30 protein-coding genes and 1 tRNA gene are annotated in these 23,713 nt (G+C 62.0%); 14 read left to right on the forward strand and 17 right to left on the reverse strand.

Going from position 1 to position 23,713, the window contains the following annotated elements:
- Positions 1–76: 76 nt before the first annotated feature.
- Both JQ628_RS22845 and JQ628_RS22850 read left to right on the forward strand, forming a co-directional pair.
- A complete protein-coding gene (locus JQ628_RS22845; protein WP_212225529.1) occupies positions 77–715 on the forward strand; it encodes an NIPSNAP family protein in 639 nt (212 codons plus the stop codon).
- A gap of 72 nt (positions 716–787) precedes the next feature.
- Positions 788–1,747 (forward strand): ABC transporter substrate-binding protein, encoded by a 960-nt coding sequence (locus JQ628_RS22850; protein ID WP_212225531.1) that lies wholly within the window; start codon positions 788–790, stop codon positions 1,745–1,747.
- Between the two features lie 87 nt (positions 1,748–1,834).
- On the opposite strand, the gene JQ628_RS22855 is transcribed toward JQ628_RS22850, so the two are convergent.
- Positions 1,835–2,779: a JmjC domain-containing protein gene (locus JQ628_RS22855; protein WP_212225533.1), complete on the reverse strand. Its 945-nt coding sequence runs from the start codon at positions 2,777–2,779 to the stop codon at positions 1,835–1,837.
- On the reverse strand, positions 2,776–4,014 hold the full coding sequence (locus JQ628_RS22860; protein WP_349628105.1) for a GNAT family N-acetyltransferase: 1,239 nt from the start codon (positions 4,012–4,014) through the stop codon (positions 2,776–2,778). Before JQ628_RS22860 ends, JQ628_RS22855 begins: the two co-directional genes overlap by 4 nt.
- A gap of 164 nt (positions 4,015–4,178) precedes the next feature.
- Here JQ628_RS22860 and JQ628_RS22865 point away from each other — a divergent pair, with 164 nt between their 5' ends.
- Positions 4,179–4,607 (forward strand): YeeE/YedE family protein, encoded by a 429-nt coding sequence (locus JQ628_RS22865; protein WP_212225535.1) that lies wholly within the window; start codon positions 4,179–4,181, stop codon positions 4,605–4,607.
- A gap of 5 nt (positions 4,608–4,612) precedes the next feature.
- On the forward strand, positions 4,613–5,068 hold the full coding sequence (locus JQ628_RS22870) for a DUF6691 family protein (protein WP_212225536.1): 456 nt from the start codon (positions 4,613–4,615) through the stop codon (positions 5,066–5,068).
- Positions 5,069–5,078: 10 nt separating this feature from the next.
- Here JQ628_RS22870 and JQ628_RS22875 read toward each other — a convergent pair whose 3' ends face one another.
- The 6 genes from JQ628_RS22875 to JQ628_RS22900 form a co-directional block, all read right to left on the reverse strand.
- Positions 5,079–6,701, reverse strand: a complete 1,623-nt coding sequence (locus JQ628_RS22875; RefSeq protein ID WP_212225537.1) for an ABC transporter ATP-binding protein — start codon at positions 6,699–6,701, stop codon at positions 5,079–5,081.
- A 2-nt stretch (positions 6,702–6,703) separates the two neighbouring features.
- Positions 6,704–7,543 (reverse strand): ABC transporter permease, encoded by an 840-nt coding sequence (locus JQ628_RS22880; protein WP_212225538.1) that lies wholly within the window; start codon positions 7,541–7,543, stop codon positions 6,704–6,706.
- Positions 7,540–8,511: an ABC transporter permease gene (locus tag JQ628_RS22885; protein ID WP_212225539.1), complete on the reverse strand. Its 972-nt coding sequence runs from the start codon at positions 8,509–8,511 to the stop codon at positions 7,540–7,542. The genes JQ628_RS22880 and JQ628_RS22885 overlap by 4 nt, the downstream gene beginning before the upstream one ends.
- A gap of 42 nt (positions 8,512–8,553) precedes the next feature.
- Positions 8,554–10,101 carry an ABC transporter substrate-binding protein gene (locus tag JQ628_RS22890; protein WP_212225541.1) on the reverse strand — a complete coding sequence of 516 codons (1,548 nt, stop codon included), beginning with the start codon at positions 10,099–10,101 and terminating at the stop codon, positions 8,554–8,556.
- A 280-nt stretch (positions 10,102–10,381) separates the two neighbouring features.
- Positions 10,382–10,717, reverse strand: coding sequence for a hypothetical protein (locus JQ628_RS22895; RefSeq protein WP_212225543.1), 336 nt, complete (start codon positions 10,715–10,717; stop codon positions 10,382–10,384).
- Between the two features lie 91 nt (positions 10,718–10,808).
- On the reverse strand, positions 10,809–11,165 hold the full coding sequence (locus tag JQ628_RS22900) for a hypothetical protein (RefSeq protein WP_249128259.1): 357 nt from the start codon (positions 11,163–11,165) through the stop codon (positions 10,809–10,811).
- 234 nt (positions 11,166–11,399) lie between these two features.
- Here JQ628_RS22900 and JQ628_RS22905 point away from each other — a divergent pair, with 234 nt between their 5' ends.
- Positions 11,400–11,582 carry a hypothetical protein gene (locus JQ628_RS22905; protein WP_249128280.1) on the forward strand — a complete coding sequence of 61 codons (183 nt, stop codon included), beginning with the start codon at positions 11,400–11,402 and terminating at the stop codon, positions 11,580–11,582.
- A gap of 126 nt (positions 11,583–11,708) precedes the next feature.
- Positions 11,709–13,157: a caspase family protein gene (locus tag JQ628_RS22910; protein ID WP_212225547.1), complete on the forward strand. Its 1,449-nt coding sequence runs from the start codon at positions 11,709–11,711 to the stop codon at positions 13,155–13,157.
- Positions 13,158–13,235: 78 nt separating this feature from the next.
- Here the strand turns inward: JQ628_RS22910 and JQ628_RS22915 are convergent, their stop codons facing one another.
- Positions 13,236–13,475, reverse strand: a complete 240-nt coding sequence (locus JQ628_RS22915; RefSeq protein ID WP_212225548.1) for a PilZ domain-containing protein — start codon at positions 13,473–13,475, stop codon at positions 13,236–13,238.
- A gap of 197 nt (positions 13,476–13,672) precedes the next feature.
- Here JQ628_RS22915 and JQ628_RS22920 point away from each other — a divergent pair, with 197 nt between their 5' ends.
- Entirely contained in the window at positions 13,673–13,969 is a 297-nt protein-coding gene (locus tag JQ628_RS22920; protein WP_212225549.1) for an HdeA/HdeB family chaperone, read from the forward strand.
- A gap of 168 nt (positions 13,970–14,137) precedes the next feature.
- Here the strand turns inward: JQ628_RS22920 and JQ628_RS22925 are convergent, their stop codons facing one another.
- The gene (locus JQ628_RS22925) at positions 14,138–14,599 is read right to left on the reverse strand and encodes a PaaI family thioesterase (RefSeq protein WP_212225550.1); all 462 of its coding nucleotides are present in this window, start codon (positions 14,597–14,599) and stop codon (positions 14,138–14,140) included.
- 122 nt (positions 14,600–14,721) lie between these two features.
- On the opposite strand from JQ628_RS22925, the gene JQ628_RS22930 reads away from it, so the two are divergent.
- The 4 genes from JQ628_RS22930 (at position 14,722) to JQ628_RS22945 (ending at position 16,046) form a co-directional block, all read left to right on the forward strand.
- Positions 14,722–14,853, forward strand: a complete 132-nt coding sequence (locus JQ628_RS22930) for a peptidylprolyl isomerase (RefSeq protein WP_212225551.1) — start codon at positions 14,722–14,724, stop codon at positions 14,851–14,853.
- A 43-nt stretch (positions 14,854–14,896) separates the two neighbouring features.
- On the forward strand, positions 14,897–15,217 hold the full coding sequence (locus JQ628_RS22935) for a hypothetical protein (protein WP_212225552.1): 321 nt from the start codon (positions 14,897–14,899) through the stop codon (positions 15,215–15,217).
- Between the two features lie 89 nt (positions 15,218–15,306).
- Complete coding sequence (locus JQ628_RS22940; protein WP_212225554.1) at positions 15,307–15,549, forward strand: hypothetical protein; 243 nt, start codon at positions 15,307–15,309, stop codon at positions 15,547–15,549.
- Between the two features lie 167 nt (positions 15,550–15,716).
- Entirely contained in the window at positions 15,717–16,046 is a 330-nt protein-coding gene (locus tag JQ628_RS22945) for a hypothetical protein (protein ID WP_212225556.1), read from the forward strand.
- A 43-nt stretch (positions 16,047–16,089) separates the two neighbouring features.
- Here JQ628_RS22945 and JQ628_RS22950 read toward each other — a convergent pair whose 3' ends face one another.
- The 5 genes from JQ628_RS22950 to JQ628_RS22970 all read right to left on the reverse strand — a co-directional run bounded on the left by JQ628_RS22950 (position 16,090) and on the right by JQ628_RS22970 (position 19,573).
- Positions 16,090–16,392, reverse strand: coding sequence for a hypothetical protein (locus tag JQ628_RS22950; protein WP_212225558.1), 303 nt, complete (start codon positions 16,390–16,392; stop codon positions 16,090–16,092).
- A 309-nt stretch (positions 16,393–16,701) separates the two neighbouring features.
- Positions 16,702–16,977 carry a hypothetical protein gene (locus JQ628_RS22955; RefSeq protein WP_212225659.1) on the reverse strand — a complete coding sequence of 92 codons (276 nt, stop codon included), beginning with the start codon at positions 16,975–16,977 and terminating at the stop codon, positions 16,702–16,704.
- A 107-nt stretch (positions 16,978–17,084) separates the two neighbouring features.
- Entirely contained in the window at positions 17,085–17,375 is a 291-nt protein-coding gene (locus tag JQ628_RS22960) for a hypothetical protein (RefSeq protein ID WP_212225560.1), read from the reverse strand.
- 372 nt (positions 17,376–17,747) lie between these two features.
- Complete coding sequence (locus JQ628_RS22965) at positions 17,748–17,936, reverse strand: hypothetical protein (RefSeq protein WP_212225562.1); 189 nt, start codon at positions 17,934–17,936, stop codon at positions 17,748–17,750.
- An 863-nt stretch (positions 17,937–18,799) separates the two neighbouring features.
- A complete protein-coding gene (locus JQ628_RS22970; protein WP_212225564.1) occupies positions 18,800–19,573 on the reverse strand; it encodes a hypothetical protein in 774 nt (257 codons plus the stop codon).
- On the opposite strand from JQ628_RS22970, the gene JQ628_RS22975 reads away from it, so the two are divergent.
- Positions 19,572–19,835 (forward strand): hypothetical protein, encoded by a 264-nt coding sequence (locus tag JQ628_RS22975; RefSeq protein ID WP_212225566.1) that lies wholly within the window; start codon positions 19,572–19,574, stop codon positions 19,833–19,835. The genes JQ628_RS22970 and JQ628_RS22975 overlap by 2 nt on opposite strands.
- Before the next feature lie 28 nt (positions 19,836–19,863).
- Here JQ628_RS22975 and JQ628_RS22980 read toward each other — a convergent pair whose 3' ends face one another.
- Together JQ628_RS22980 and JQ628_RS22985 are read right to left on the reverse strand one after the other, a co-directional pair.
- Positions 19,864–20,766 carry an IS1 family transposase gene (locus JQ628_RS22980; RefSeq protein ID WP_433996158.1) on the reverse strand — a complete coding sequence of 301 codons (903 nt, stop codon included), beginning with the start codon at positions 20,764–20,766 and terminating at the stop codon, positions 19,864–19,866.
- A gap of 161 nt (positions 20,767–20,927) precedes the next feature.
- Positions 20,928–21,035: transfer RNA gene (locus tag JQ628_RS22985), tRNA-Val, on the reverse strand.
- 137 nt (positions 21,036–21,172) lie between these two features.
- Between JQ628_RS22985 and JQ628_RS22990 the strand changes: the two genes are divergently transcribed.
- Positions 21,173–22,204 (forward strand): P63C domain-containing protein, encoded by a 1,032-nt coding sequence (locus JQ628_RS22990; RefSeq protein ID WP_212225570.1) that lies wholly within the window; start codon positions 21,173–21,175, stop codon positions 22,202–22,204.
- A gap of 247 nt (positions 22,205–22,451) precedes the next feature.
- Positions 22,452–23,537, forward strand: coding sequence for a recombinase RecA (gene recA / locus JQ628_RS22995; protein WP_212225571.1), 1,086 nt, complete (start codon positions 22,452–22,454; stop codon positions 23,535–23,537).
- Positions 23,538–23,713: the final 176 nt, after the last annotated feature.

Consider the following 23,713-nt stretch of genomic DNA (forward strand, 5'->3'; position numbering starts at 1 on the left):
GCGACAAGTCTTGATGCCCGGCCGAAAGCCGGGCATTCGTTTGAAGAAGCAACGACAATAACTCTGGGGAGACGTCATGATCTACGAACTGCGAACCTATACCGTTCGGCCAGGCACGCTCGGCGACATCGTGAAAGCGGCGAGCACCGTGTCGCGCGACATCCGCGGGGATAATTTCGGCAAGCTCGAGGGCTACTGGCTAACCGAGATCGGGCCGCTCAATCAGGTTCTCCATATGTGGAGCTACACCGACCTCAACGAGCGCGCGCGGCTGCGCGCCGAGCTTGCCAAGAATCCGCGCTGGGGCAGCGAATACATTCCGCTGATCCGCCCGCTGCTGGTGCGCCAGGAGGTTCGCCTGATGAACGCCATCCGCCCGCCGGTCGCGCCGGCTTCAGGCGGCAACCTCTATGAATTGCGTGCCTACCGTGCGAAGGCCGCAGGCGGCGCGAAGCAATGGCTTGACGAGTTCACCAAGGTGCTGCCGGAGCGCGAAAAATATTCGAAGATCGTCGGGCTCTGGCAGACTGACGCGGGGCAGCCAAACGAGCTATGCCACATCTGGGCCTATCCCGACCTCAATGCCCGCGCCAAGGCGCGCGGCGATGCGATGAAGGATCCGGCCTGGCAGGATTTCCTCACCAGGGGTCCGGGCTTACTGGAGGAGATGCACTCCACCATCATGCTGCCCGCGCCGCACTCGCCGCTGAAATGAGGCGGATGGCGACGCCCCGTTCGTGACGTGTTAGGGTGCGCTAGCGGATCGTGAGTGTCCCCTGGAGGCGCCATGCGACGCCGGGATTTCGTCACCCTTGTTGCGCGTGCGGCTGCGTTGTGGCCGGGCATGGCGTTTGCCCAGCGCTCGACCGGCAAGGTATGGCGTGTCGCCTACCTTCATCCCACGGGCAGTTTGCTAGTCGGCGTTTTCCGCACGGAAATGCGGAAGCTTGGCTACATCGAGGGCGAGAATCTGGTCATCGATCAACGGAGCGCAGAAGGGAAGGCTGAACGCCTGCCTTCTCTAGCACATGAATTGGTCGCGCTCCGCCCGGATGTTATTGTTGCTGTAGCAACTCCGGCCATAGCTGCCGCGCAGAGCGCCACCTCAACCATCCCCATAGTAATGGCTCCTGCTCTTGATCCGATTGGCTCGGGCTTTATCAAGAGCCTAGCCCATCCCGGCGGAAACATTACCGGTATGGCCAATATGTTTAGCGATGCCATCGGCAAGTCAGTTGAACTCCTACACACCATCCTGCCGTCAGCCAAGCGCGTCGCCGTGCTGATGTCCAATAATCCGACCCATCCGCAGTTATTGGAGTTGGCGGAAGTTGCCGCAAAAACGTTAGACCTCGCGGTGGTTCCGGTGATCGCTCCCACGCCTGGCGATCTCGAGTTGGCGTTTAACAGGATGAGGCAGGAAAACTGCGACGCTTTGCTTGTGCTTGGTGATCCAATCCGACCGACGATCGTTTCGTTGGCCGCGAAAACAAGAATGCCGACAATCTATCAAATCGCTTCTTTTGTTGATTTGGGCGGGCTAGCGAGCTACGGCCCGGATTTTCAGGTGATTTATCGCAAGGCGGCGCAATACGTCGACAAAATCATCAAAGGAGCTAACCCAGCTGAACTCCCCGTGGAGCAGCCCGTCGTTTTTGAACTTGCTCTAAACCTCAAAACAGCCTCGGCGCTCGGCCTGACCATTCCCGATCATCTTGTGGCCCGAGGTGATAAGGTGATCGAATGAAATTGACCGCCAGCTATCCAAATCTTGAGACAATGATAGAGGCGTCGTGGATGGCCGGGCAAGGCCCGGCCATGACGGTGGGGCGAGTTACGCGTCCTTCAAATAATAGTTCGCCTTCTTGCCGAGCGCGATCCGGCGCAGCACCTTGCGCATCCCCATCGAGGCGCGCAGCGGTTTGATCGCCGTCGTCACCGTCCGATAGAACGCGAGCTTTAGCGTATCGAGCGCGGGCTGTTTGCCCGGCGGCTTCTGCGGCAGGCCGATGCCGCGCAGCATCGAGTTGAAGAAGTGCAGATCGTTGAGGCGGCGCACGTCGCGCGTCTTCCAGGTGATGGCCATCGAGATCGAATGGGAATCGGCGGTGCGCACCCAGTGCGGCCACTGATAGGGCACGTAGCAGCCATCGCCCCCGAACAGATGGAATTCCTGGCCGCGTGAGGCAAACCGCTCGTCGAATTTCAGGTTGCGGTGTTTTGTCATCGAGCGCTCGATCTCGGCGTCGTCGACGATCGCGCGGTCGCTGTTGTCATAGATGGTGAAGAATTTTTCGCCGTGGATCTGGACGAAGAAATTGTCCTCGCTGTCGAGATGGAACGGCGTGGTCGAGTTCGGCGAGGACACGAACAGAAAACCCTCGAGCTGCTCGAAGCCTGCATCCGCCAGGCTGTTGAAGCCGCGCGCGCGGGCGACCGACAGCAGCGTGTCTTCCAGCAGTTTGCGGTACTCAACAGAGTTTTCGATGCGCTTGAGCACCATCCAGGCGCCGGCGGTCTCGATCTGCCTGACGACGTCGACGGGATCAAGGTCGACGGAGGGGATCGCATCCGGGTCCTGACTGATCGCGACCTTGCCGGAATTATATTCGATCAGGTCGCGCGGCAGCTCCGAGGCAAGCTGCGCGATGCGCGGCAGCATCAGGAGCGGATGACCCGCCAGCTTGTGGCGGATCGCGAACGGCTTGAGCGGAAAATCCCGCCGCAGCGACTCGTTCGCTGCCGTGATCACGGGTGCAACAGCGGTGCTCGTATTCACTGGGGCTTCTCCTGACCGTTGTCCTGACGCTTCTCTTTGCGCTTGCGGATGAAATGCACGGCGCGGCGGGCCGGCTCGCGGATCATGTCGCGCAAGGCCAGCGAGGCGCGGATCAGCGGCACAACGGGATCGCGCGGCCGCAGCGGTATCAGCACATCGCCAATGGCAAGGCGCCCGCGCCAGATCGGGTTGATCATGGGATGATCGGGGGCCGCGGTGGAATCCGCTGATGCGATGGCGGGATCGGCGCACAGATGCTGCGTTAGATCGATCGTGAGCTGGACGCCCGGCGAGAATTTTGCAAAGCGCTCGTCGACGCCGAGCTTGAAGAAGAAGGCGCGATCCCGGTGCCGCAGCACGATGCCGGCGGCCACTGGGACTTCTCCGGCGCGCAGCGTCACGATCTCGCAATTGCCGGTCTCGGCCAGCCCGGCGGTGGCCCGGCGGATAAAGGCGGCATCGCCGACATCCTGTAGCAGCGCGGTGCCGCGCCTGGCCTTCCAGCCGCTGGCTTCCAGTTCAAGGAAGATTTCCGCGGCGGCGGCGACCTCGTTCGGCGTGCGGGCGATGCAAAAACTCACCGTGCCATGCTCGGCAAGCCGGTTGCGCTGGCGGCGCAGCTCCTTGAGTTTCTTTGCACCCAACGCTTCGCGCAGCAATTCATCGGCATCCTGCCGCGCGTCGAGCGCCGCACGCAGATGCGATTGCAACAGTCGCGGACGCAAGCCGTCGCGGCGTAATTCCTCCCGGAACGCCTTCATGGCGGCGCCGTCGAGGGTGACGGCACGCAGGATCAGGGCATGCGCGCCGGCCTGGCGGGCCTGCCGCATGATTTGCAGCGCCGCGTCCTCCGCGCCCTCGCGGTCGAGCAACGGCGTGCAGAGCGTGCCATACGGATCGGCGCTGACGAAGACGGGCAGGGGAATTTTGTAGGCGCGCCACATCGGCATCACCGGCATCAGGCCGGTCAGGCGTGCGGGTGCCGCGGTGTTCCAGGCGCTGAGTGCGAGGGCGCCGATGCGGCCGCGCGCAGACGCGTTCACGGCGTGCGCCCATTCGGGCAGGTAATAGCCGTTGGGCTCGATTGCGCGTTCGGCCAGCGCCCGCCATGGTTCGGCGGCAACGGCTGCCAGCGGTCCATAGGCAACTTTGCCGGGTGAAGCCGGCGCTCGCGCCGCCACGGCATCCTTTTGCGATGCGCGACGGACCATCGCTGTATCGGCTATATCGACCACGTCCCGCTTCCCCGCTCGCGACGGTTGGGCGGACGCATTGGCGCGTCCCGCTTCCCTCGCTGATCGGGCGACGCTACTGAAAAAGATTGGAGAAACCCGCAGGGCCCGGCCGGCAAATTTAGCGGTACTATTAACCGGTCATTCACCGTGAAGCGGAGGTTCCCATGGTCGCAACGTCATTTACCCCGATTGCATCAATTATCGGCGGCGCTTTGATCGGAATCGCTGCTGTTTTGCTGATGGGTTTCAGCGGGCGGATCGCCGGGATCAGCGGCATCGCGTCGCGGCTGCTTCCACCCTATGAGGACCATGAGTTCGCCGGCAGGCTGGCGTTTATCGCCGGCCTCCTTGCAGCGCCGCTGCTGGTGCGGCTCGCGACCGGGGACCTGCCGAGCCAAACTATTCAGGCCGGCCCGCCGGTGCTGGTGATTGCGGGACTACTCGTCGGCTTTGGTTCGGTCTGGGGTAGTGGCTGCACCTCCGGCCATGGCGTGTGCGGAGTGTCGCGGCTTTCGATGCGCTCCTTCGTTGCCACCGCCGTATTCATGGCGACAGCGATCGTGACGGTTTACCTCGTTCGGCATGGAGGCTGACGATCATGCGCGTGCTGATTCAATTCGTGATTGGGGTGATCTTCGGCCTTGGACTGCTCGTCTCCGGCATGTCCGATCCGGCGAAGGTCCTCAACTTCCTTGATTTCGGCGGCGTCAGTGCCGGCACCTGGGATCCGAGCCTCGCCTTCGTGATGGCGGGCGCAGTCGCAGTCACGCTGATCGGCTACAGGTTGGTCTTGAAGCGACCGCGGCCTCTGCTTGCCGAACAATTTCATGTGCCGGGCAGGGACGATATCGATCTGCGCATCGTCGTCGGGCCTGTGATCTTCGGCGTCGGCTGGGGGCTCTCCGGCTTTTGTCCGGGACCGGCGTTGACCGCGCTCGGCTTCGGCGCGCCGCGGGCGTTCCTGTTTGTCGCTGCGATGCTGGCCGGCATGATGCTGGCGCGGTGGATCGCAGGCCGCCCCGCGCGCTCCGGCATCGTCACCCCGGCTGGATGATATCTTTGGGTCAGGCGGACCGGGATATCGGCCGATGCTGGCCCGGCACCGCGGCGAGAAGCTCGCGCGTGTATTGATGTTCGGGGGCTGCGAACAAGGCGGCCGTCGCCTTCAACTCCACGATAATACCGCGTTGCATCACCGCGATGCGGTCGCAGATTTGCGCGGCGACCCGCAGGTCGTGGGTGATGAACAGCATCGAGAGGCCAAGCCGCGCCTTGAGGTCTTCCAGCAGTTTCAGCACCTGGGCCTGAACGGAAACGTCAAGCGCCGAGACCGCCTCATCGGCAACGATGACTTGCGGATCGAGCGCGAGCGCTCGGGCGATTCCGATGCGCTGGCGCTGTCCGCCGGAGAATTCGTGGGGGTAGCGTTCCATCGCGCCGGCATCGAGGCCGACCATTCCGAGCAACTCGCCGGCACGGGCGCGGGCCTGCTTTGCATCCGCGCCATGCGCGATCGGTCCGTCGCTGATGATCTGGCCAACCTTGCGGCGCGGGTTGAGCGAGGCAAAGGGATCCTGGAAGATCATCTGGATGCGGCGGCGCTGCTGGCGCAGCGCCTGCCCATGCAGCGCGGTCAAGTCGATGTCACCGAGCCGGATGGTGCCGCGATCGGCCTCTAGCAACTGCATCACGAGCCGCGCGACTGAAGATTTCCCCGAACCGGACTCGCCGACAAGGCCGACGGTTTCGCCCTGAAGGATCGAGAAGCTGACGTCATAGGCGGCGCGCACCCGGCGCTCGCGCTGAAACCAGCCATTGGAGGTGACGTAGGTCTTGTCGATACCAATGACGTCGACGGCCTTGCTGCGGCCGGTCAATGGCGCGCGGGGCGGCGGGTCCATCGACGGCACGGCTGCCAGCAGAGCCTTCGTGTAGGGATGTTCGGGATGGCCGAGCACCTGTTCCGAGCGGCCCTGCTCGACAACCTGCCCATGCCGCAACACCACGACACGGTCGGCGATATCGGCCACCACGCCGAAATCGTGGGTGATGAACATGACCGCCATGTTGCGGTTGCGCTGGAGGTCGCGGATCAGTTTGAGGATTTGCGCCTGCGTGGTGACGTCGAGCGCGGTGGTCGGCTCGTCCGCCACCAGAATTGCGGGCTCGAGCGCCAGCGCCATCGCGATCATCGCACGCTGACGTTGTCCACCGGACAGTTGATGCGGATAGGCGCGCACGATTCGCTCAGGCTCGGGCAGGCCGACTTCGCGGGCAAGCTCGATCGCCTTGCGCCGCCGTTCGCGCGACGTGAGCAGGCCGTGCGCCTCGAACACTTCCATCATCTGGTCGCCGATCCGCAGCAGCGGATTGAGCGCGGTCATCGGTTCCTGAAACACCATGGCGATGCGGCGGCCGCGCAGATCGCGCCAGCCATTCTCGTCGAGCGAGAGGAGGTTCTTGCCTTCGAAGCTGATGGTGCCGGATTCCGTGGTGACGCTGTCCGGCAGCAAGCCCATCAGTGCATGGGCGCACATCGACTTGCCGGAGCCGGATTCGCCGACCACGCAGACGATCTCGCCCGGATTGAGATCGAACGAGACGTTGTCAACGGCAAACGGCCGTTCGCCGCCCGGCGGCAACGCGATCCGCAAATCCTTGATCGAGACGGCGGGAGGAGCGGGCATGCTCAGCGACCCTGCCGCGCCAGCCGGGGATTGAGCGCGTCGTTGAGGCCTTCGCCCACGAGGTTGAGGCCGAGCACCGAGAGCAGGATCGCAAGGCCGGGAAATACCGTGATCCACCACGCCTGCCGGATCACGGTGCGGCCGGCACCGACCATGTATCCCCAGGAGATCAAATTGGGATCGCCAAGGCCGAGAAAGGACAGCGAGGATTCCAGCAGAATGGCCGTCGCGATCATCAGCGATGCCAGCACGATCACCGGCGACAGCGCGTTCGGCAGGATCTCGTGCCAGATGATCCAGCGGTTGGTCTGGCCGGTGACGATGGCGGCCTGCACATATTCGCGGGTACGCAGCGACAGCACCTCGCCGCGCACCAGGCGCGCCACCGGCGGCCAGCTCACGATCGCGATGGCCGCGACGATCGAATAGATCGACGGCTGCAGGATCGCCACCAGCACGATGGCCAGCGCAAAGCTCGGGATGGTCTGGAAGAATTCGGTGAATCGCATCAGCGCATCGTCGACGCGGCCGCCGAAATAGCCGGCGATGGCGCCAAGGGGAACGCCGACCGCCAGCGCCGCCAGGGTCGAGACCAGGCCGACCAGCAGCGACACGCGCGCGCCGTGGATGATGCCGGCGAACACGTCGCGCCCGAGCGCGTCGGTGCCGAGCGGAACGGCCGACAGCGTGAAGGGCGGCAGGAACGGCCGCTGCACCATGCGCCACGGCGAGTTCGGAAAAATCAGGGGACCGACCACCGCGACCAGGATCGCCATCACGACGATGATCAGTCCGATCAAGCCGCTAGGGTTGCGCAGCATCTGCCTGGCAAACTGTCTCATGCCGAGTACTGGATGCGCGGGTCCACCATGCGGTAGACGAGGTCGGTGACCAGATTGAAGATCAGCACCATCGCCGAGCAGACGACGAAGACGCCGAGCAGCAGGTTGTAGTCGCGCTGGATCAATGCCTCGTACATCAGGCGGCCGATGCCGGGCCAGGCGAACACCGTCTCCGTCAAGACGGCGCCGCCGACCAACGTGCCAGTATGCAGGCCGGCCAGCGTCACTACCGGGAGCAGGGCGTTGCGCAGTACGTGACGGCGCTGGATCACGCGGTCGCTTAGCCCCTTGGCTCGGGCGGTCTTGACGAAATCGAGCCGCTTCACTTCCAGCATCGAGGCGCGCGTCATGCGGGTATAGGTCGCCATGAAGAACAGGCCGATCGTCATGGCCGGCATGATCAGATGCGCGCCGATATCGAGCACGCGCGCAAAACCGGTGTGACGCGCGCCGATGGTCTCGTAGCCGAAGCTTGGCAGCCAATCGAGCGTCACCGAGAACAGCAGGATCGCCATCAGGGCGATCCAGAACAGCGGCGTGGCATAGAACACCAGCGCCATCGCGGTGATCGCGGTGTCTAGCCAGGTGCCGGCCCAGCGCGCCGCCAGCGTGCCGAACAGGATGCCAAGTACCAACGAGATAGCGAACGCCGTCATGGTGAGCAGCAATGTCGCGGGCAGGCGCTCCAGGATCAGCTTTGACACCGGCGCCTGCTGCCGGAACGAGAAGCCGAGGTCGAAGCTGAGGATGCCTTTGACGTAAATGAAGAGCTGCTCGGGCAGCGGCCGGTCGAGGCCGAACTTCTCGCGCAATTGCTTGACGAACACCTGATCGCTGGCGCCGGCTTCGCCCGCCATCACCACGGCGGGATCGCCGGGCGCAAGCCGGATCAGGAAGAAGTTCAGCACGATGATCGCGAGCAGGACGATGACGCCCTTGACGATGCGTTGCGCAACGAAAGAGAGCATCAGCGATCCGTCACAGCATCAGCGCGACCGCGGCGGGCCACCTCACTTGTCGACCCAGGCATCGCGAAACCCGTCATTGACGCCGATGGCGGTCGTGATGAGGTTCTTCACCTTGCAGCGGGTGATGGTCGGGAATTGCAGCTCCAGCATCCAGGCAACCGGCACGTCCTCGACCAGGATCTTCTGCGCCTTCTCGTAGATTTCCTTGCGCTTCGAATCCGGCGTCGCGTTGGCGCCTTCGGCGAACAGCTTGTCGATCTCGGGATTGGAATAGCCCTCGACGTTGTTGAACTGCTGGCCCTTCATGATCTGGCTGGAGACGTAGTTGCGGCCGACGCCGAGCGCGGGATCGCCGTACTGGTAGAGATAGGTGAAGGAGATATCGTAGTCCCAGTCGCCGATGCGCTGGTTGGAGCCGGGCACGTCGGTGGCGATGGTCTCGATGTTCATGCCGGCGTCCATCAGGTTCTGCTTCACGGCCTCGCCCCAGCGCTGCCAGGTCTCGCCGTAGGGCAGCGGCATCAGGCGGACTTTTTCACCGTTGTAGCCGGCTTCCTTCAGCAGGGCCTTCGCCTTGGCGGGATCGTAGGGATATTTCGGTACGTCATCGGTGTAGAACTTGATCGTCGAAGCCGACGGGCCAGTCGCGACCTTGCCGAGACCGTTCCAGATCACGTCTTTCGCGAAGTTGCGGTCGATCGCGTACATGATCGCCTGACGGATTTTCTTGTTGGACGTCGGGCCGGCGCGGTTGTTCAGCCAGAGCCAGGCGAGCGGGGAGAAGAATTCCCAGCCCGCACCGGTCACACAGGTATTGGCAAGCTTGCTCAGCCGCGGCACGTCGAAATTCTCCACCGAGCCGCCCGGCAGCACGTCGACCTTGCCGGTCTCGTAGGCGACCGCGCGCGCCGCAGCGTCGGGAATGATCTGCCAGTAGATCTCGTCGAGATAAGGTTTGCCTTTGACGTGGTAGTTCGGATTCTTGACGAGGCGGATGAACGAGCCCTTCTGCCATTCCTTGAACATGAAGGGGCCAGTACCAACAGGCGTGTTGTTGTTCGGATTGGTCTTGAAGTCGGTGCCTTCATAGAGATGTTTTGGCACCATCGGGAGCGAGCCGACCTCGAAGATGCCGATGAACGGGCCGAATGGCTGCTTCAAGGTGAACACGACGGTGAGATCGTCAGGGGCCTCCACTTTCTCGAGCTGCCCGAGATTGCCGCGCGCCCGCGCATGGGTCTGCTTCAGCATTTCGATAGAGAACAGTACGTCGGCCGAGGTGAAGGGCTTGCCATCGTGCCAGGTCACGCCGGGCTTGAGCTTGAAGGTATAGACCTTGGCGTCTTCGCTGATGGTCCAGCTTTCAGCGAGGCCCGGCAGCGGCTCCAGCTTCGGGCCGTAGCGCAGCAGCCCCTCGAAGATGTTGCCCGACACCATCTGCGTCGGGCCGTTCTGGATCAGTGCCAGCATCAGGCCGGGCGGCTCGGGCTGGATCACGGCGTTGATGACGCCGCCGGTCTTCGGTTCCTGTGCGCTTGCCGCCGCAGTCAGGCAGGCGAGGGTGACGCTCAACGCAAGTTTTTTCAGCATGACACCGTCTTCTTGTTGTTGGCCCCGATCGCGCATGGCGACGGCATCGACACGTCATTCGGCTGAAATTCCCGGATTTTTCAGCCAAAGCATGTCTCTCGGGCAACAAGGCTCACACGGCGCCGCTGATCGCGGCAAGACGAAAGTCTCGACAGCAAACGGCTAAAAAATAGCCATCACGATATGAGGTTGATCGGCATGTTGGTAACGGCCGAGAGCTTTAAAAACGAAAGAGCCGCGGAAGGCGTCTTCCGCGGCTCTCTCGTATCCGAACCGATGCTTACCAGCGATCGCCGCCGACGCCGACGCCCACGCTGACGCCAGGTGTGCGGATGCCGACGCTCGGGCCGTCATCATAGTCGCGATAAGTGCGGCGTTCGTAATAGCGCGCGCGTGGCTCGTAGGAGTTGTAGGAATCGCGGTAGCCTTCGCGGACGATCACACGGCTGCCGCCGCGGGTGCGATAGCAGCGGCCGGAATCGTCGCAGACCATGCGAACCTGCTGCACCATATCCGGATTGGCGTATTCGCTCGTGTTGTAGATATCCGTCGCGCTGGCGCTGCCGGCCGACAGTGCGCCTGCTCCGGCGAGCAGCGCAATTGCAAATGTCCTCATCTCGTCCTCCTCGGTGGAAACTGCCCTCGCGCTGACAAGAATCCTCGAATGCATTGGTTCCGGAGGGAACCGGGTTCCGACGCTCATTCCGTCAGATCGGCTCATACGACTCCGTCGCGCAATTGTCGTCCTCCTCGACACGTTTGCGGTCGACGATCAGGTCGCCGGCGATGGTCACTCGATAGGTCTGGGTGAGGGGCGCACCGGTCACCGAACTGATGTCGGCCCTGACGCAGGCGGTCCAACCGGCGCCGGCCGGCTCGCGGAGCGGCGCCGAGACCCGCACGCGGTTCGGGCGGGATGCCGCCGTAAACACCGATTCCATTCCGTCCCGGACGATCCGTTTGACGTCGGGCGGCGGCTCCGGCGGCGCCGGGTCAGGCGCCTTGGCGCGCATGAATTCGGGGACCGGCGCACGAATGTCCGACAGGCCGCAGCCCGTCAGCATCAGCGCTCCCCAAACAAGGCACACACTATGAACGACGATCCGCCGCATCCGCCGTCTGGTCCCCCCTGCGCCGATGTAAGATCACCTACAGTTGCGGTCAATTCCGGCACCGGCGGACCCGCCAACAATTGATGAAGGGGCGTGGAACCGGTTATCGTGGTGCGTTGCTGCCGTGGCGCGGCAGGGGAGAAAGACGTGACAAAATTCCTCACTGTGATGGCGGCATTGCTGGCGATGATCGTGGTGCCGGTGCATGCCCAGAAGCGGCCGCAAGGCGAGCACCAGAAGAAACAGGATCAAAAGCCGCAGGTGGACGAGAAAGCCTACAAGGCCGCGCTCGAGAGAATTCCCGAGCCCAAGGAAAAATACGACCCCTGGGGCGGTGCGCGTCCCGCAGAACCTGCAAAGAAGAAGTGAGACGGCGGCCACGGACCCTGCCTGTCAAGCCGATCGCCCTGCGTGCATTTGATGCAGCACGCGTTTGAACCTTTCCATTCAAGCATGTGACCAATTCGGCAACCTGCATTGCCGGGAGGGTCATTCATGTTCGGTCGCGCGCTTCTCAAGATCATTATTCCTGCCACGCTTTTGTTGGGTGCTTCTTCCGCATTGGCCGAAAATCGCCTCGCGCTGGTGATCGGCCAGTCCGCCTACAAGACGGTTCCGGTGCTGCCCAATCCCGGCAACGATGCCAAGGTGGTCGCGCAGCTTCTGACGGATTCCGGCTTTGATGTGGTGTCGGCGACAGATCTTTCGCAGAACCAGATGCGGGAAAAGGTCAGCGAATTTGCCGGCAAGATCGCGGCGAAGGGCGCCGACACCGTCGCCATGATTTTCTACGCAGGCCACGGCCTGCAGATCGACGGCGAGAATTTTCTGGTGCCGGTCGATGTCGATGTCAAACGCGAATCCGACATCCCGATGCAGGCGGTGCGCGTCAACGACATTCTCAATACGCTGACGTCAGTGCCGAGCAAGATGCGCTTTTTGCTGCTCGATGCCTGCCGCAACAATCCGTTTCCCGAGCTCGACAAGACGGTCGGCCGGGGACTGGCCATCGTCGACGCCAAGATCGGCGCGCCCAACACCTTCCTGTCGTTCTCGACCTCGCCCGGCGCGGAAGCCGAAGATGGCTCCGGCGCCAACAGCCCGTACACGACGGCGCTGCTGGCGGCGGTGAAAGAACCGAACATTCCCGTGGAAGAGACGTTCAAGCGCGTGCGGCTCGCGGTCAACAAGGCGACCGACGGGCGGCAGACGCCCTGGGACTCTTCATCGCTGACGGAGGACTTCCGCTTTTCCGGCCCGTCGGCGGCAGGCCCAAAACTCGCTGCGGTCAAGAAGAGCGTCGAGGAGTGGAAGCGCGACCTGAAGGGCAAGCCGGTCGAGGAAGCGAACGCGCTGATCGTGGCCGACGGCACGGACGAAGCGTATGAAGCTTTTGCGGTGAGCTACGCCGGAACGACGCGCGGCCTTCAGGCCAAGGATTGGCTTGACCGTCATCGCCGCATGGTGGCATGGAACAATGCCATCATCATCAACACCGCGGCCGGCTATCGCGCCTTCGTCGCGCAATATCCCGACAGCGACCTGGTGGCGACCGCGCGCAAGCTGGAAGAGCGGCTGCGCTACCGGCCGAACCTCGTTGGGGCCAACGCCGCGCTGCCGGTGCAAAACGCTTCGCTCGCGCCGACCTGCTCCTGCAACACGCCGCCGGCTCCGGTGCTGAAACCGGAGCTGAAGAAGGTCAACGCGCCGGTCAAGAAGGTCGATCCCGATCCGCCGAAGCGCAAGCCGCCGAAGCGCGTGTACGAGCCCGAGGACGATGTCGTGGTCGTCCGCCGCGCCCCGCCGCCGCGCGACTATTACGAGCCGGCGCCGGGCCCGTCGATCGGGATCGGTATCGGCATCGGTGGCGGCGGTTTTGGTGGCCGCGGTTACGGTGGCGGGTATGGCGGTGGCGGTTACGGCGGCCCGCGGCGCGGTTATTGATGCCGGCCGGAGCGCGGAATCAAAATCGCGAAAACAACCCCATGCACAGTAGAATTCCGGGGCTTCAGGCTTGCTACGCTAGTTGAAAGCCACGCCAATTCGCCGCTCGTTGCTCCACACCGGGCGACAGCGGCGGATGAACTGATCCCTTTCGATCACCAGCGTAAACGACGACGGCAGGATGGCCGGCGCGGCGAGTTCAATCGCGGCGCCGCCTGACGACAGATTGCGCACCGTGCAGGCGACGTCGTGGCCGCCGAAGGCGATCGTCGCTCCCTTCAGCACCCGGTAGCGCCGTGCCGCGCGTTTCTCGACCATCGTCACAAATCCGAAATGGCGTCTCGATATTCGAATCTAGCGAAGCTGGATTACGGAGCGCTGAATCGCGACTTCTCATTCTGCGCAAAGGATTCAGCTTTCGTTTACGACACGCCAGTGTGAAAACATGCCGGCGCGGATTCTCCGAAAAATCCGATTCCCTGCCGAAAACCTTGCTCATGAATGGAGAGACGAAAATGAAGACGACGACCGGTTCGATCCTGCTTGCCGCCATGCTGCTGTTCTCGTCCGCGCCCGCGAATGCCGCCGTGCTCGATCTCTCCACCATGACCTGCAAGCAGTTCGTCGAAAGCGGCGACGACACCATCAAGATGGTGCTGACCTGGATGGACGGCTGGTACAAGGGCGATTCCGACGAGGCCGTGATCGACACCGACGTGTTCATCGAGAACGCCAAGAAGTTCGGCACCTATTGCGGCAAGAACCCGACGATGAGCATCGTCAACGCCGCCGAATCCGTGCTGGGCAAGTAAGTCTTTCCGTCATGGCCGGGCATAGCCGTCTGAAGGACGGCGTCGCTTCGCTCGCCTATGTCCCGGCCATCCACGTCTTCTTTCGCGTGCGCCGCCAAGACGTGGATGCCCGGGACGTCCAGCGCGAAGACGCGCTTCGCGCTTCTGCCCGGGCATGACGAGTTCGATTCACAGCATCGCGAACGCGCTGGAGACCATCGCCACCGGCTTGTTGTCGGCGGCGCTCGACAGCGTCACGCGGCCGAAGCTCATGGTGCGGCCGAGCCGCACCACGCGTGCGTCCGCCAGCACGTCGGACGCGCTGGCCGCCTTCATGAAATGCGTGGTCTGGTCGACCGTGGTCATCATCCGGTAGCCGCGGTTGGCGGCGAGGTTGGCGATCACCATCGCGGTGTCCGCGAACGCCATCAGCGCCTGGCCGCTGATGATGCCGCCGTTGCGGCACAGCCGTTCGGAGAACGGCATGCGCAGCACCGCGCCGGGCTGCCAGTCCGGGGCGCCCTGCGGCGGATCGCAGTCAAAACCCTCAATCGACAGGTTGAGGTCCATCACCCACGGTGCAAACACTTCGCCCAGCACACGCCTTGCTTCATCGATGCCGAATGTTGCGGTTTCTTTCTGTTGCTGCATGATTCCTCGCCCGGTCTGACGCCTCATTTTATGGATCATCACAGCGAAGGGAACAGGCGCGTCACGGCTTGAACAGGCCGGGTGGGAAGCCGTATCATCGCGACGCAAAGGGTGGGCCGTTCATGTTCCGGCGTTTGGCGGTGGTTTTGGGCGTGATCGCGGTCGCGCTGCTGCTCAACGGTTGCAGTAAATGCGGTCCATTCTGGAGCGACTGGACGCGTTCGCCGCAGGCCTGCAAGTCGGACCGCCAGTGAATCCACCGTTGGAAGTCGTTGAGAAGAAGCAGGGAGCATCCCCATGAGAGTTTTTGGCCCGAGCATCATTGGCGCGGCGGCGGCGATCGCGCTGCTGGCGGGGCCTGCGCGCGCGCAGATGCAGACGCCCAGCATGAACCTGATCCCGGAGATGCAGTCCAAGTCGCCGGAGGAGAAGGAGCAGGACGCGATCAAGGACAAGGCCTATCGAGAGTCCTTACGGAAGATTCCCGACGCTAAGGGGTCCAGCGATCCCTGGGGCGGCGTGCGCAGCAATGATGCGCCGAAGGCCGCCGCCAGCCCCGCGCCGGCGAAATCCAAGGCCAAGGCCGCCACCAAGGCCGACGCCAAGGCCGCGAACTAGGCGGCACCGCGCCGTCGTCGGGGACTCACGCAGCGGTTCCGCCGGCCTTATATTGAGCCGGTCGTTATCGTGTTTTCGGAGTTTTCGACATGGCCGTCCGCCCGCGGGATCTCGCCAGCCGGATGGCCGGGCGGCGAACGCCCGGCCGGAAAGCCGACGACGGCTATTTGCGCGAGACGTTTACGCTGCCGCGCGAGGCGGCGCGCAGCAAGGCGCGCGATTTCTTCTCCCGTTACCCCAAGGCCGCCTATATGAGCTCGGTTGAAAGCTGGCGCGAACTGCCTGACGGGGCTATCGAATTTACCATGCGCCGGCTCGCCAGCGCGGATTAGGCAGAAGGTGCGCCCGGGCTCAAAAGCCGGGGTGGCTGCACGTTTCGATTGTGCCTCAAGCGGCGCCTTGCGACACCGGACCTGCCCGCAAGCCCTTACCGTAATTAATATTTTCAGGTAACCGGTATTCAAGTATTTCCGCCTAGGTTCCCGCATAGAGGGAAATCATGGCAAGGCACCGCAACGATCTCGGCGCGCGCAAATCCGTGCGCGTCGAGCTCCAGACGCAGGGATTTTTGATCCCCGCGCCCAATGCGCCGTGGATCGAATGCACCATCGTCGATGTTGGCGATGGCGGGGTTTGCCTCGATGTCGGCGATCTCGCGGTGCCAAAACTGTTCGGGCTCGCCTTTACCGCCGGTGGCGAGGTGCTGCGGGTGTGCCTGCTGGTCTGGCGCCGGGGCGAACTGATCGGCGCGCGCTACGTCAGCGCCAAGGAACTGCGCCAGGGGCTGACGCCCGCGGAAAATTCGGACCGGAGCGCGATGGCCGGCTAGGCGGCGCGTCCCCGGGGTTCTCGCTGATGACGGGGCGGGCCGATCAGCGTGTGAGGCTGAGTTCGGCCAGCCGGTTGAGTGCGCCGAGTTGCTGTGCCGGCGGGGCCGCATCATCCAGTTCCGCAACCGATTGCAGCAAGCTTTGCAGCGCGCGTTCGGCGACATCCGAGGGCAGGGGCGCCTCGTCATACTCCTCGATATAGCGGCCGACGATCGCATCGAGCAGACGGCACATCGCGCGCTGTTCGGGATGGGCGCGTGCGAGTTCGGCGAGTTTTTGCTGAAAAATCTTGAAGGTCCGAAGACCTGCGTGCTGGCCCGCAAGCCAGGCGTGAAGTTCGTTCACGGAATGCTCCTTCCATTGCCAAGAAGAAGCTGTGGACTTGTACAGCAGGGCGGGATCGATGAGGAGCGCTATTGTTGCAGGGGAGGCAAGCGCCGAGCATCGTGCGAACAGGAAATCACCGGGCGGACATGAACGCGATCGCCAGCACGATGACCCAGCCGACGATGACCAGCGATGCCACCGCGCCGGCGGTGATTTTGGCGATTTCCCTAGGCGTATGAGGCCTGTCCACCATCGCTTAGCGAGCAAGAAATGAGGCTATGGTGGAGGATAGCATTGCGGGGAGTGAAGAGCACCATGGGGGCGGCGCTATCCTGCTTTCACGTCCGGAGCGCGAGAACTGACGGTCTTCGGAAGTTCCCCCGCATGGTCCTTGAGATCGGCGGCCGCCTCCACCAGCCGGGCGGCAATGCCGGCATCTGACGTCGCCTTGGCCATCTTGAGCAGCGCTGCGGCGGCCTGGCGGGCGTGGTAGCGATTTTCCGGCACAGGGACATCCTTCTTTTCTTCCCTCCTCAAGTTGGGGAACAGCGATTCCGTTCCGCAGCGAACGTGCAAAAGTGCACGGAGCGGCCATTCGGGCACAGGGGGGTCCTGGCACGGTGCCAGGCTCAACTCGGCGGGCAGGGCTTGGGAAGCCGCACGCGCGCCGGAATCGTTGGGATCCGCGAAGGCCGCGGGCTGCGGCGGCCTTATACGATCTCGGCGCCCGGATCAGTGCCTGGTTGCGCAAAGTCGGGATTGTCTTCAAGTCGCCGGATGCCGCATTCGACCACGCCGGAGACGATCAGCAAGTCGTGTCCCCAGCCGTCTGCGATCACGACGGTCGCATCCGGATCAGGCAACGCCTTCAATACCTGTATGAGCTCGCGAACTTTCATTTCCGTGGTGAGATGGAAGGCCCTCGCCGGGCCGTAGGGTGGGAACCTGATGAGACCCGCTGACAGCGGCGCGGGCAATATCGCCAGTGCCGATTCTCTCAAAAAACTCTTCCACTTTTTCCCGGCGTGTCCCACCAACCAAAGATCGTATCGGCGCGGGGCCGACAACCGCCTCGGGCGCTGTCCGAGCGATGGCACCGGAATTGTGAACCAGGACACGCTCGGAATTTCCGCTGTGCCGTACCATCGGGCCGCCGATCGGAATTCCCCAAATCCCCGTCGGCTGGCCTCCAAGGCTAGGCCCCGGCTAGCTCGCGTTGGCCGGGGCCACGAATTTCAATGCGGATGAGTTAGGGCGCTTCGGCTTGTTGTCAGCGATTATAAGGGCTGCTTCGCCAGTCCCATGAAACAACAAGCGATAAGCTCTTGATTGAAAGAGGCCGCAACAGAGGCGGCCTCAATGCCCGACCAGCTCTAGATCAAGTAATAGTCGGCCAAAGCATGCTCCTGCGTACCGGGCAGAGCGACGCTGTCGTCGCCGTAGTGAGCATCGATGACTCCGCGCTGCAAGCTTTCTGTCAATTCCTTCAAATCCTCGCCCATCGTACCGTGCGATTGCGATTTGAGGTCCATGAATCCCATGATCCCGCCGAGCTGGCCCATCGTATTTCTCCTGTGCCTGGTGCGATGGCTTTAGCCATCGCTCCCCCAGTCGTCGCGGCGGTCAGCCGTTGGGTTCGGGGTTCGCATTTTCGTGATGCACGTTGGCCGTGGCCACGATTTTCACCCCCACAATTTCGGCGCTTCGGCTTGTATCCGCATTCAGCTTTGGCAAAGGGGCCAATTTAGTCAGCCCACGAAACAACAGCGGGTACGCTATTGATTGAAGAGGCCGCCAACCGAGGCGGCCTCTTCCTTTCGCATCATCAAGGGATCGGAGTGACCAGCTCTCCAATCAGGGTGCACGTTATTCTTATTGCGGTCTGGGCCTGAGTGTAGATTCGAACAAAGGGATATCGGCCCTGTCCGACAAGAAAGGCCATCTGTGTGTTGCTTACGCCCTTCGAGGCTTGCGGGTAGTCCAGGTGGTACTGGCGCCCTAGATCGAAAATATCGACTGTGGCTGCAACCGAGAGGACCAGATCAAACGGGATCGCGCCGGCAGAGTAAGAGCAACTGACGTGAGTGACCTTTAGAAGCTTGTCCGCAGGTGTTCTGGAGAACCAGGCTGTGCACTGCCCCGCCGGGCCGGGATTCCCGCAATCGGCCGGAAGAAGAGTTTCGTCGTAGTACGTCCCGTAAGTGATCTGGACTGCTTGGGCTTGGCTACCGAGGACGAGGGGTAAGGCAAGAACGGCATATCGAGCAAAACGGGCAAAGGGCATTGATGCCTCCATCATTAAAATAACGGGCATATTCCAATCGGATTGCGGGAATGCGTCAATCTGGCACAACCGCTCCGAACGAAGCGTCCCTCGGGTACTGGCCGAAATAGGCCACTCGCCAGATCAAAACAGGCCACTCCCTCAACTGCGGTAGGTCGCCCGCTTTTTGTCGAAGTTTGCCGGAGGCGGGATGCCATCCCAACTGCGGGCGATGTTCCGACAGACCGCCTCAATATTGCGATAGGTCTTTTTGTAACTCGCCGGAGCTGCCACGCGCTCTTGCCGGTGGGTGTGGAAGATGAAGCAATGATCGGGGGACGGTTTGCCTTCCTCTGGAGTCGTCTCGACAACGTGCTGGTGCAGGATGATGGCGCTGTGAGTCATCCCCTCCGTCAACCGGGCCTTGGCGTCGTCGGTTTTGGGGTCAACGCCCTTCGCCACGTCGATCACAACGGCGCCGTGCAGATCGGAGCCGCGCTGCCGGGAAACGCGGATGTGGGCACTAGGACGAACGCTGACTGTGACACCCTCAATCTCAAGACGCCGTGGCGCGGCTTTTTCGAGATTGAGCCCGCCAATCTCCAAAGCATTCAAGCTGCGTTCAAATGCGGCGAGGGCGTTCAGCTCGTAGGTCAGATTATCTTTCTGCTGCGGATTTTGTGCGCCCTTGATCGCTTCTTCCAACGCGATGCGACACTCCGCAAGGATGCGCCTGTCGCGGGTCGGACTAGACAAAAAGCGCGATACCGCAGGCCAAAGTAAACGATATATTAACGACCGAGACAGACGCTCGTAACGCATGTTCCGAAGGATTGTTTCGCGTGGTCCATCATCGGCGGCCATGTATTCGCCAAGTTCCAAAACCGTAAACCTGGGTTTGCGGTTCACACGCCAGATAGGTTTGAGGTCTTCCATGCAACACGTCCTGTTTTCGACCCGGCTTACCGACGGTCGGGAAATTTGCGTGTCGCCGATCTCGGCTGACACATTTGAGGCCAACAAGGCGCACAGCCTTGGCGACGACACTGGCTATTTCATCTACGAGTTCGACGCCCGCCGCCCATCGGTCGGCATCGAGATTCTTGCCAAAGCAATATCGTTCGACGCCGCCGTGAGACTGGTGGACATATTCGTGGGGGCGGCATTGGCGCCGCCCGAATCAATGGGTTCAATCTAACCCGATTGGCAACCGGAAGTGTAGCCGGTCAGGATTTGCCCCCATCAATTACCACGAACTTTCGGCGCCGATCCGGGGGCGTTTCCGTCGGCAGGGAAGGCGCTACAGCAAGCGCAGCATCGACAAGCTGGCCAATGCTCCAAGCACGATCCGCAACGCCTATGGCCTTCGCTGGCGTCGTGCGGAGGGCTTCGTGAGTGCGGCAGAGGTTGTAGTGGCAAACGTACAGCGCGACCGCTGCGACGTGGTTATCCAGCTTCTTTGAGAAGCCATTGGTGAGGCGGGTAAAGCGACGGCTGCCCATGCGGAGCGAAAGGTTCTGCCGTTCAACGTAGCTGGTCGAGACGTACTGGTCGGGATCGCCACTTACTACCTCGCGATCTACAGCTACTACAGCGGCCGGGGAGTAGCGGCCCTGTGCTTCCTTTACGAGGTGCGTTACCGAATAGGTCTTTACGATCACGCCATGAGAGGCGCTGTCGCCGAAGGCGCTGCGGATCGCTACGCGGTAAGGGTGGAAGCCGTCCGTTGAAATCTCAGGCTGACCGATGACGCGGCTGCGGAGGTCGTGCAGGAAGTCCATCGTGCTCTCAGCATTCCGCTTGCCGACGCCCCAGCTAATGATTGCCTTCTGCGTTCCGGCCATGGCGATGAAAATATACTGATCGCCCTTGGCGTGGATTTCGTGACGCTGGACGTTCTTCTGCTTCTTTCCGACGAAACTCCAAGCCTCATCGAGTTCAAGACGCTCGGTGCGAACGCCGACCATCAAGCGGTCGTGCAATTCCATGCAGCCCATGCCGACACGCAGAGCCAGGTTGCCGACCGTGCCACGGTTGACGCCAGTAAGGCGGGCAGCGGTGCGGATGCCGACGCCTTCGCAGAGGGCGGCAATGACTTCAATTTGCTTTTCGCGGGGGAGTACGTTCACGAAGCTCATCCTTCGGGTTGAAGGGATGGCTTCGGCGACTCTGGAATATGCGCCCGTCAAAGCGTATATTATCCAGAACGGTTGTCGCTGCGGGCTCATCCCCGGGGCGGTGATCGGGGGTCGTTTCCGCGTCAACGGCAACGGCCCCACTGGATTGGTTATGGTGGAAGCGGTCAGATTCGAACTGACGGGACCCTGCGAGGGGTTTGGACGCCCAAAGGTCCGCCGAGGGGTAAGCTCGGTGCGATAAGCCACTCTGCCACGCTTCCGCACACAAAAACGCCCCGCCAGCCGAAAGGCCGGTGGGGCGTTCTGTCGTGTGAGCTATGCTTAGCATGGAGCCAATATGCTTGACATGGTTCCGGCTGTCAAGCATATTCGGTGATGCTAAGCATGGAGGTTTGGCATGGATGATGACAAGGACGAGGACAAGCAGAGGGCGGGGCAGATCGGCGGGGCGCGACGCGCTGAAATTCTTGCCCCTGACCGTCGGGCCGAGATTGCTCGCAAAGCAGCGACCGCGCGATGGGGAGCGCAAATGCCGCGCGCCACCCACAAAGGAAATTTCAAAGAGGAATTTGGCCTTGATGTCGAATGCTACGTTCTAGACGATGCGGCAAAGACAGCGGTCGTTAGTCAGACGGGCATGGCGCGAGCGTTAGGTTTGCCGTCCACCGGGGGCGCTTTTCCGCGATTTTTCACCGGCAAAGCTATCGCCAATGCAATCGGTCTCGATGTCCGCCAAAAACTAGAGAATCCGATTAAATTTCAGACTCTTACGAGCGGTATCGAAAGAGGTCCCGACCGGATGGTCGTGAACGGATTTGATGCTGCTCTTCTGATCGATCTTTGCAAGGCGATTGTCGCTATTGAAGCTGAAGGGAAGCTCTACCGCCGCCATCACCGCGTTGCCGCTCAAGCGCATATTATTCTGGGCGCTTCAGCAAAGGCTGGCATTCGGCAACTCGTCTACGCGCTGGCAGGATACAATCCCACTGCCGAGGAAGTTATTGCAGCGTTCAAGCTCTATGTGCAGGAAGAAGCGAAAAAGTATGAGCAGGAATTCCCAAGTGAATTGTACCTGCAATGGCACCGCCTCTACGCCATACCGGTGCCAGTGCGTGGCAAGCCGTGGCACTTCAAGCACCTAACTATCAAGCACGTCTATTTCCCGCTTGCGAAGAGCAGTGGGAAGGTGCTGGAGTTGCTGCGAGCCCTGAAAGCCAAAGAGGGGGATCGGCAAAAAAAGCTGTTCCAGTTTCTGAATGAACTTGGTGCGCGGATGTTGCGAATCCACATCGGTCGGGTGCTGGAGATGGCAGAATCCTCCGATGATCGCTTCGCGTACGAAAAGAAAATCATCGAACGATTTGGCGGGCAGCACGAGTTAGATCTGATTGTTCCTCCGCAGCCGGAAATGAAAGAGGCCGCCAACTGAGGCGGCCTTACTTGCCTAGACGGTGCTCGTATTTTTTCTACGCCTAGACGCCAAGAGAACAATTCCCGAACTAGGCCACTGCCATTTTCAAACTAGGCCACTGAGCCCGGAAACAGGCCATTACCGTCCCTCGCAAAAGAACATATTGCGAACATAGAACAAATGTGGTACGGAATTTTCACACGCGAAAAAATCCCGATTCTGGCTGTTTGTGCCGCCTGCGAATCCGCCATAAGGAGCACCACCTATGTCCGCTACTGCCCTGCGTATCGTCGAAGGATCCTCCATGGATAAGTCCAAGGCGCTGTCCGCCGCGCTGTCCCAGATCGAACGTCAGTTCGGCAAGGGGTCTGTGATGAAGCTCGGCAAGAACGACCGCTCGATGGATGTCGAGACGGTGTCGTCGGGCTCGCTCGGGCTCGATATCGCGCTCGGCGTCGGCGGCCTGCCCAAGGGACGCGTGGTCGAGATCTACGGACCGGAATCGTCGGGCAAAACCACGCTGGCGCTGCATACGGTGGCGGAAGGCCAGAAGAAGGGCGGCATCTGCGCCTTCATCGACGCCGAGCACGCGCTCGATCCGGTCTATGCGCGCAAGCTTGGCGTCAACATCGATGAACTCCTGATCTCGCAGCCGGACACCGGCGAGCAGGCGCTGGAAATCTGCGACACGCTGGTGCGCTCCGGCGCGGTCGACGTGCTGGTGGTGGACTCGGTCGCAGCGCTGGTGCCGAAGGCCGAGCTCGAAGGCGAGATGGGCGATGCGCTGCCCGGACTTCAAGCTCGTTTGATGAGCCAGGCGCTGCGCAAGCTCACCGCGTCGATCAACAAGTCCAACACCATGGTGATCTTCATCAACCAGATCCGCATGAAGATCGGCGTGATGTACGGCTCTCCCGAAACCACCACCGGCGGCAACGCTCTGAAATTTTACGCCTCCGTCCGCCTCGACATCCGCCGCATCGGCGCCATCAAGGAGCGCGACGAGGTGGTCGGCAACACCACCCGCGTAAAGGTCGTGAAGAACAAGCTGGCGCCGCCGTTCAAGCAGGTCGAGTTCGACATCATGTATGGCGAGGGCGTCTCCAAGATGGGCGAGATCCTCGACCTCGGCGTCAAGGCCGGCATCGTCGAAAAATCCGGCGCCTGGTTCTCCTATGACAGCCAGCGCCTCGGCCAGGGCCGCGAGAACGCCAAGGCGTTTTTGAAGGCCAATCCGGACGTCACCGCAAAGATCGAGACCTCGATCCGGCAAAATTCCGGCCTGATCTCCGAGCAGATTCTTGCCGGCACCCCCGAGCGCGACGCCGATGGCGTCGAACCGGAGGAATGAGGTTTTGATCTGAAGCTCGTGTTTCAAGAGAGCGGGCGCTGAAGACGTTGAGTTGCCGACGTCTTTGGCGCCCATTTTGTTTGTGTTTTGAATGCCTCAAAGGCTTCTATCGCGTCCCGGACGCAGTGCAACGCACCGCGAAGCGGTGTGGTGCGCTGCTGAGCCGGGCCCCATCG

The organism is Bradyrhizobium lablabi (genome assembly GCF_018129385.1).
Taxonomy (GTDB): Bacteria; Pseudomonadota; Alphaproteobacteria; order Rhizobiales; family Xanthobacteraceae; genus Bradyrhizobium; species Bradyrhizobium lablabi_C.

Coding starts and splice junctions, on each gene's coding strand:
- JQ628_RS22845 (WP_212225529.1), top strand. CDS start 77: ATGATCTACGAACTGCGAACCTATACCGTTCGGCCAGGCACGCTCGGC.
- JQ628_RS22850 (WP_212225531.1), top strand. CDS start 788: ATGCGACGCCGGGATTTCGTCACCCTTGTTGCGCGTGCGGCTGCGTTG.
- JQ628_RS22865 (WP_212225535.1), top strand. CDS start 4,179: ATGGTCGCAACGTCATTTACCCCGATTGCATCAATTATCGGCGGCGCT.
- JQ628_RS22870 (WP_212225536.1), top strand. CDS start 4,613: ATGCGCGTGCTGATTCAATTCGTGATTGGGGTGATCTTCGGCCTTGGA.
- JQ628_RS22875 (WP_212225537.1), bottom strand. CDS start 6,701: ATGCCCGCTCCTCCCGCCGTCTCGATCAAGGATTTGCGGATCGCGTTG.
- JQ628_RS22880 (WP_212225538.1), bottom strand. CDS start 7,543: ATGAGACAGTTTGCCAGGCAGATGCTGCGCAACCCTAGCGGCTTGATC.
- JQ628_RS22885 (WP_212225539.1), bottom strand. CDS start 8,511: ATGCTCTCTTTCGTTGCGCAACGCATCGTCAAGGGCGTCATCGTCCTG.
- JQ628_RS22890 (WP_212225541.1), bottom strand. CDS start 10,101: ATGCTGAAAAAACTTGCGTTGAGCGTCACCCTCGCCTGCCTGACTGCG.
- JQ628_RS22895 (WP_212225543.1), bottom strand. CDS start 10,717: ATGAGGACATTTGCAATTGCGCTGCTCGCCGGAGCAGGCGCACTGTCG.
- JQ628_RS22900 (WP_249128259.1), bottom strand. CDS start 11,165: ATGCTGACGGGCTGCGGCCTGTCGGACATTCGTGCGCCGGTCCCCGAA.
- JQ628_RS22905 (WP_249128280.1), top strand. CDS start 11,400: ATGATCGTGGTGCCGGTGCATGCCCAGAAGCGGCCGCAAGGCGAGCAC.
- JQ628_RS22910 (WP_212225547.1), top strand. CDS start 11,709: ATGTTCGGTCGCGCGCTTCTCAAGATCATTATTCCTGCCACGCTTTTG.
- JQ628_RS22915 (WP_212225548.1), bottom strand. CDS start 13,475: ATGGTCGAGAAACGCGCGGCACGGCGCTACCGGGTGCTGAAGGGAGCG.
- JQ628_RS22920 (WP_212225549.1), top strand. CDS start 13,673: ATGAAGACGACGACCGGTTCGATCCTGCTTGCCGCCATGCTGCTGTTC.
- JQ628_RS22925 (WP_212225550.1), bottom strand. CDS start 14,599: ATGCAGCAACAGAAAGAAACCGCAACATTCGGCATCGATGAAGCAAGG.
- JQ628_RS22930 (WP_212225551.1), top strand. CDS start 14,722: ATGTTCCGGCGTTTGGCGGTGGTTTTGGGCGTGATCGCGGTCGCGCTG.
- JQ628_RS22935 (WP_212225552.1), top strand. CDS start 14,897: ATGAGAGTTTTTGGCCCGAGCATCATTGGCGCGGCGGCGGCGATCGCG.
- JQ628_RS22940 (WP_212225554.1), top strand. CDS start 15,307: ATGGCCGTCCGCCCGCGGGATCTCGCCAGCCGGATGGCCGGGCGGCGA.
- JQ628_RS22945 (WP_212225556.1), top strand. CDS start 15,717: ATGGCAAGGCACCGCAACGATCTCGGCGCGCGCAAATCCGTGCGCGTC.
- JQ628_RS22965 (WP_212225562.1), bottom strand. CDS start 17,936: ATGGGCCAGCTCGGCGGGATCATGGGATTCATGGACCTCAAATCGCAA.
- JQ628_RS22975 (WP_212225566.1), top strand. CDS start 19,572: ATGCAACACGTCCTGTTTTCGACCCGGCTTACCGACGGTCGGGAAATT.
- JQ628_RS22970 (WP_212225564.1), bottom strand. CDS start 19,573: ATGGAAGACCTCAAACCTATCTGGCGTGTGAACCGCAAACCCAGGTTT.
- JQ628_RS22990 (WP_212225570.1), top strand. CDS start 21,173: ATGGATGATGACAAGGACGAGGACAAGCAGAGGGCGGGGCAGATCGGC.
- recA (WP_212225571.1), top strand. CDS start 22,452: ATGTCCGCTACTGCCCTGCGTATCGTCGAAGGATCCTCCATGGATAAG.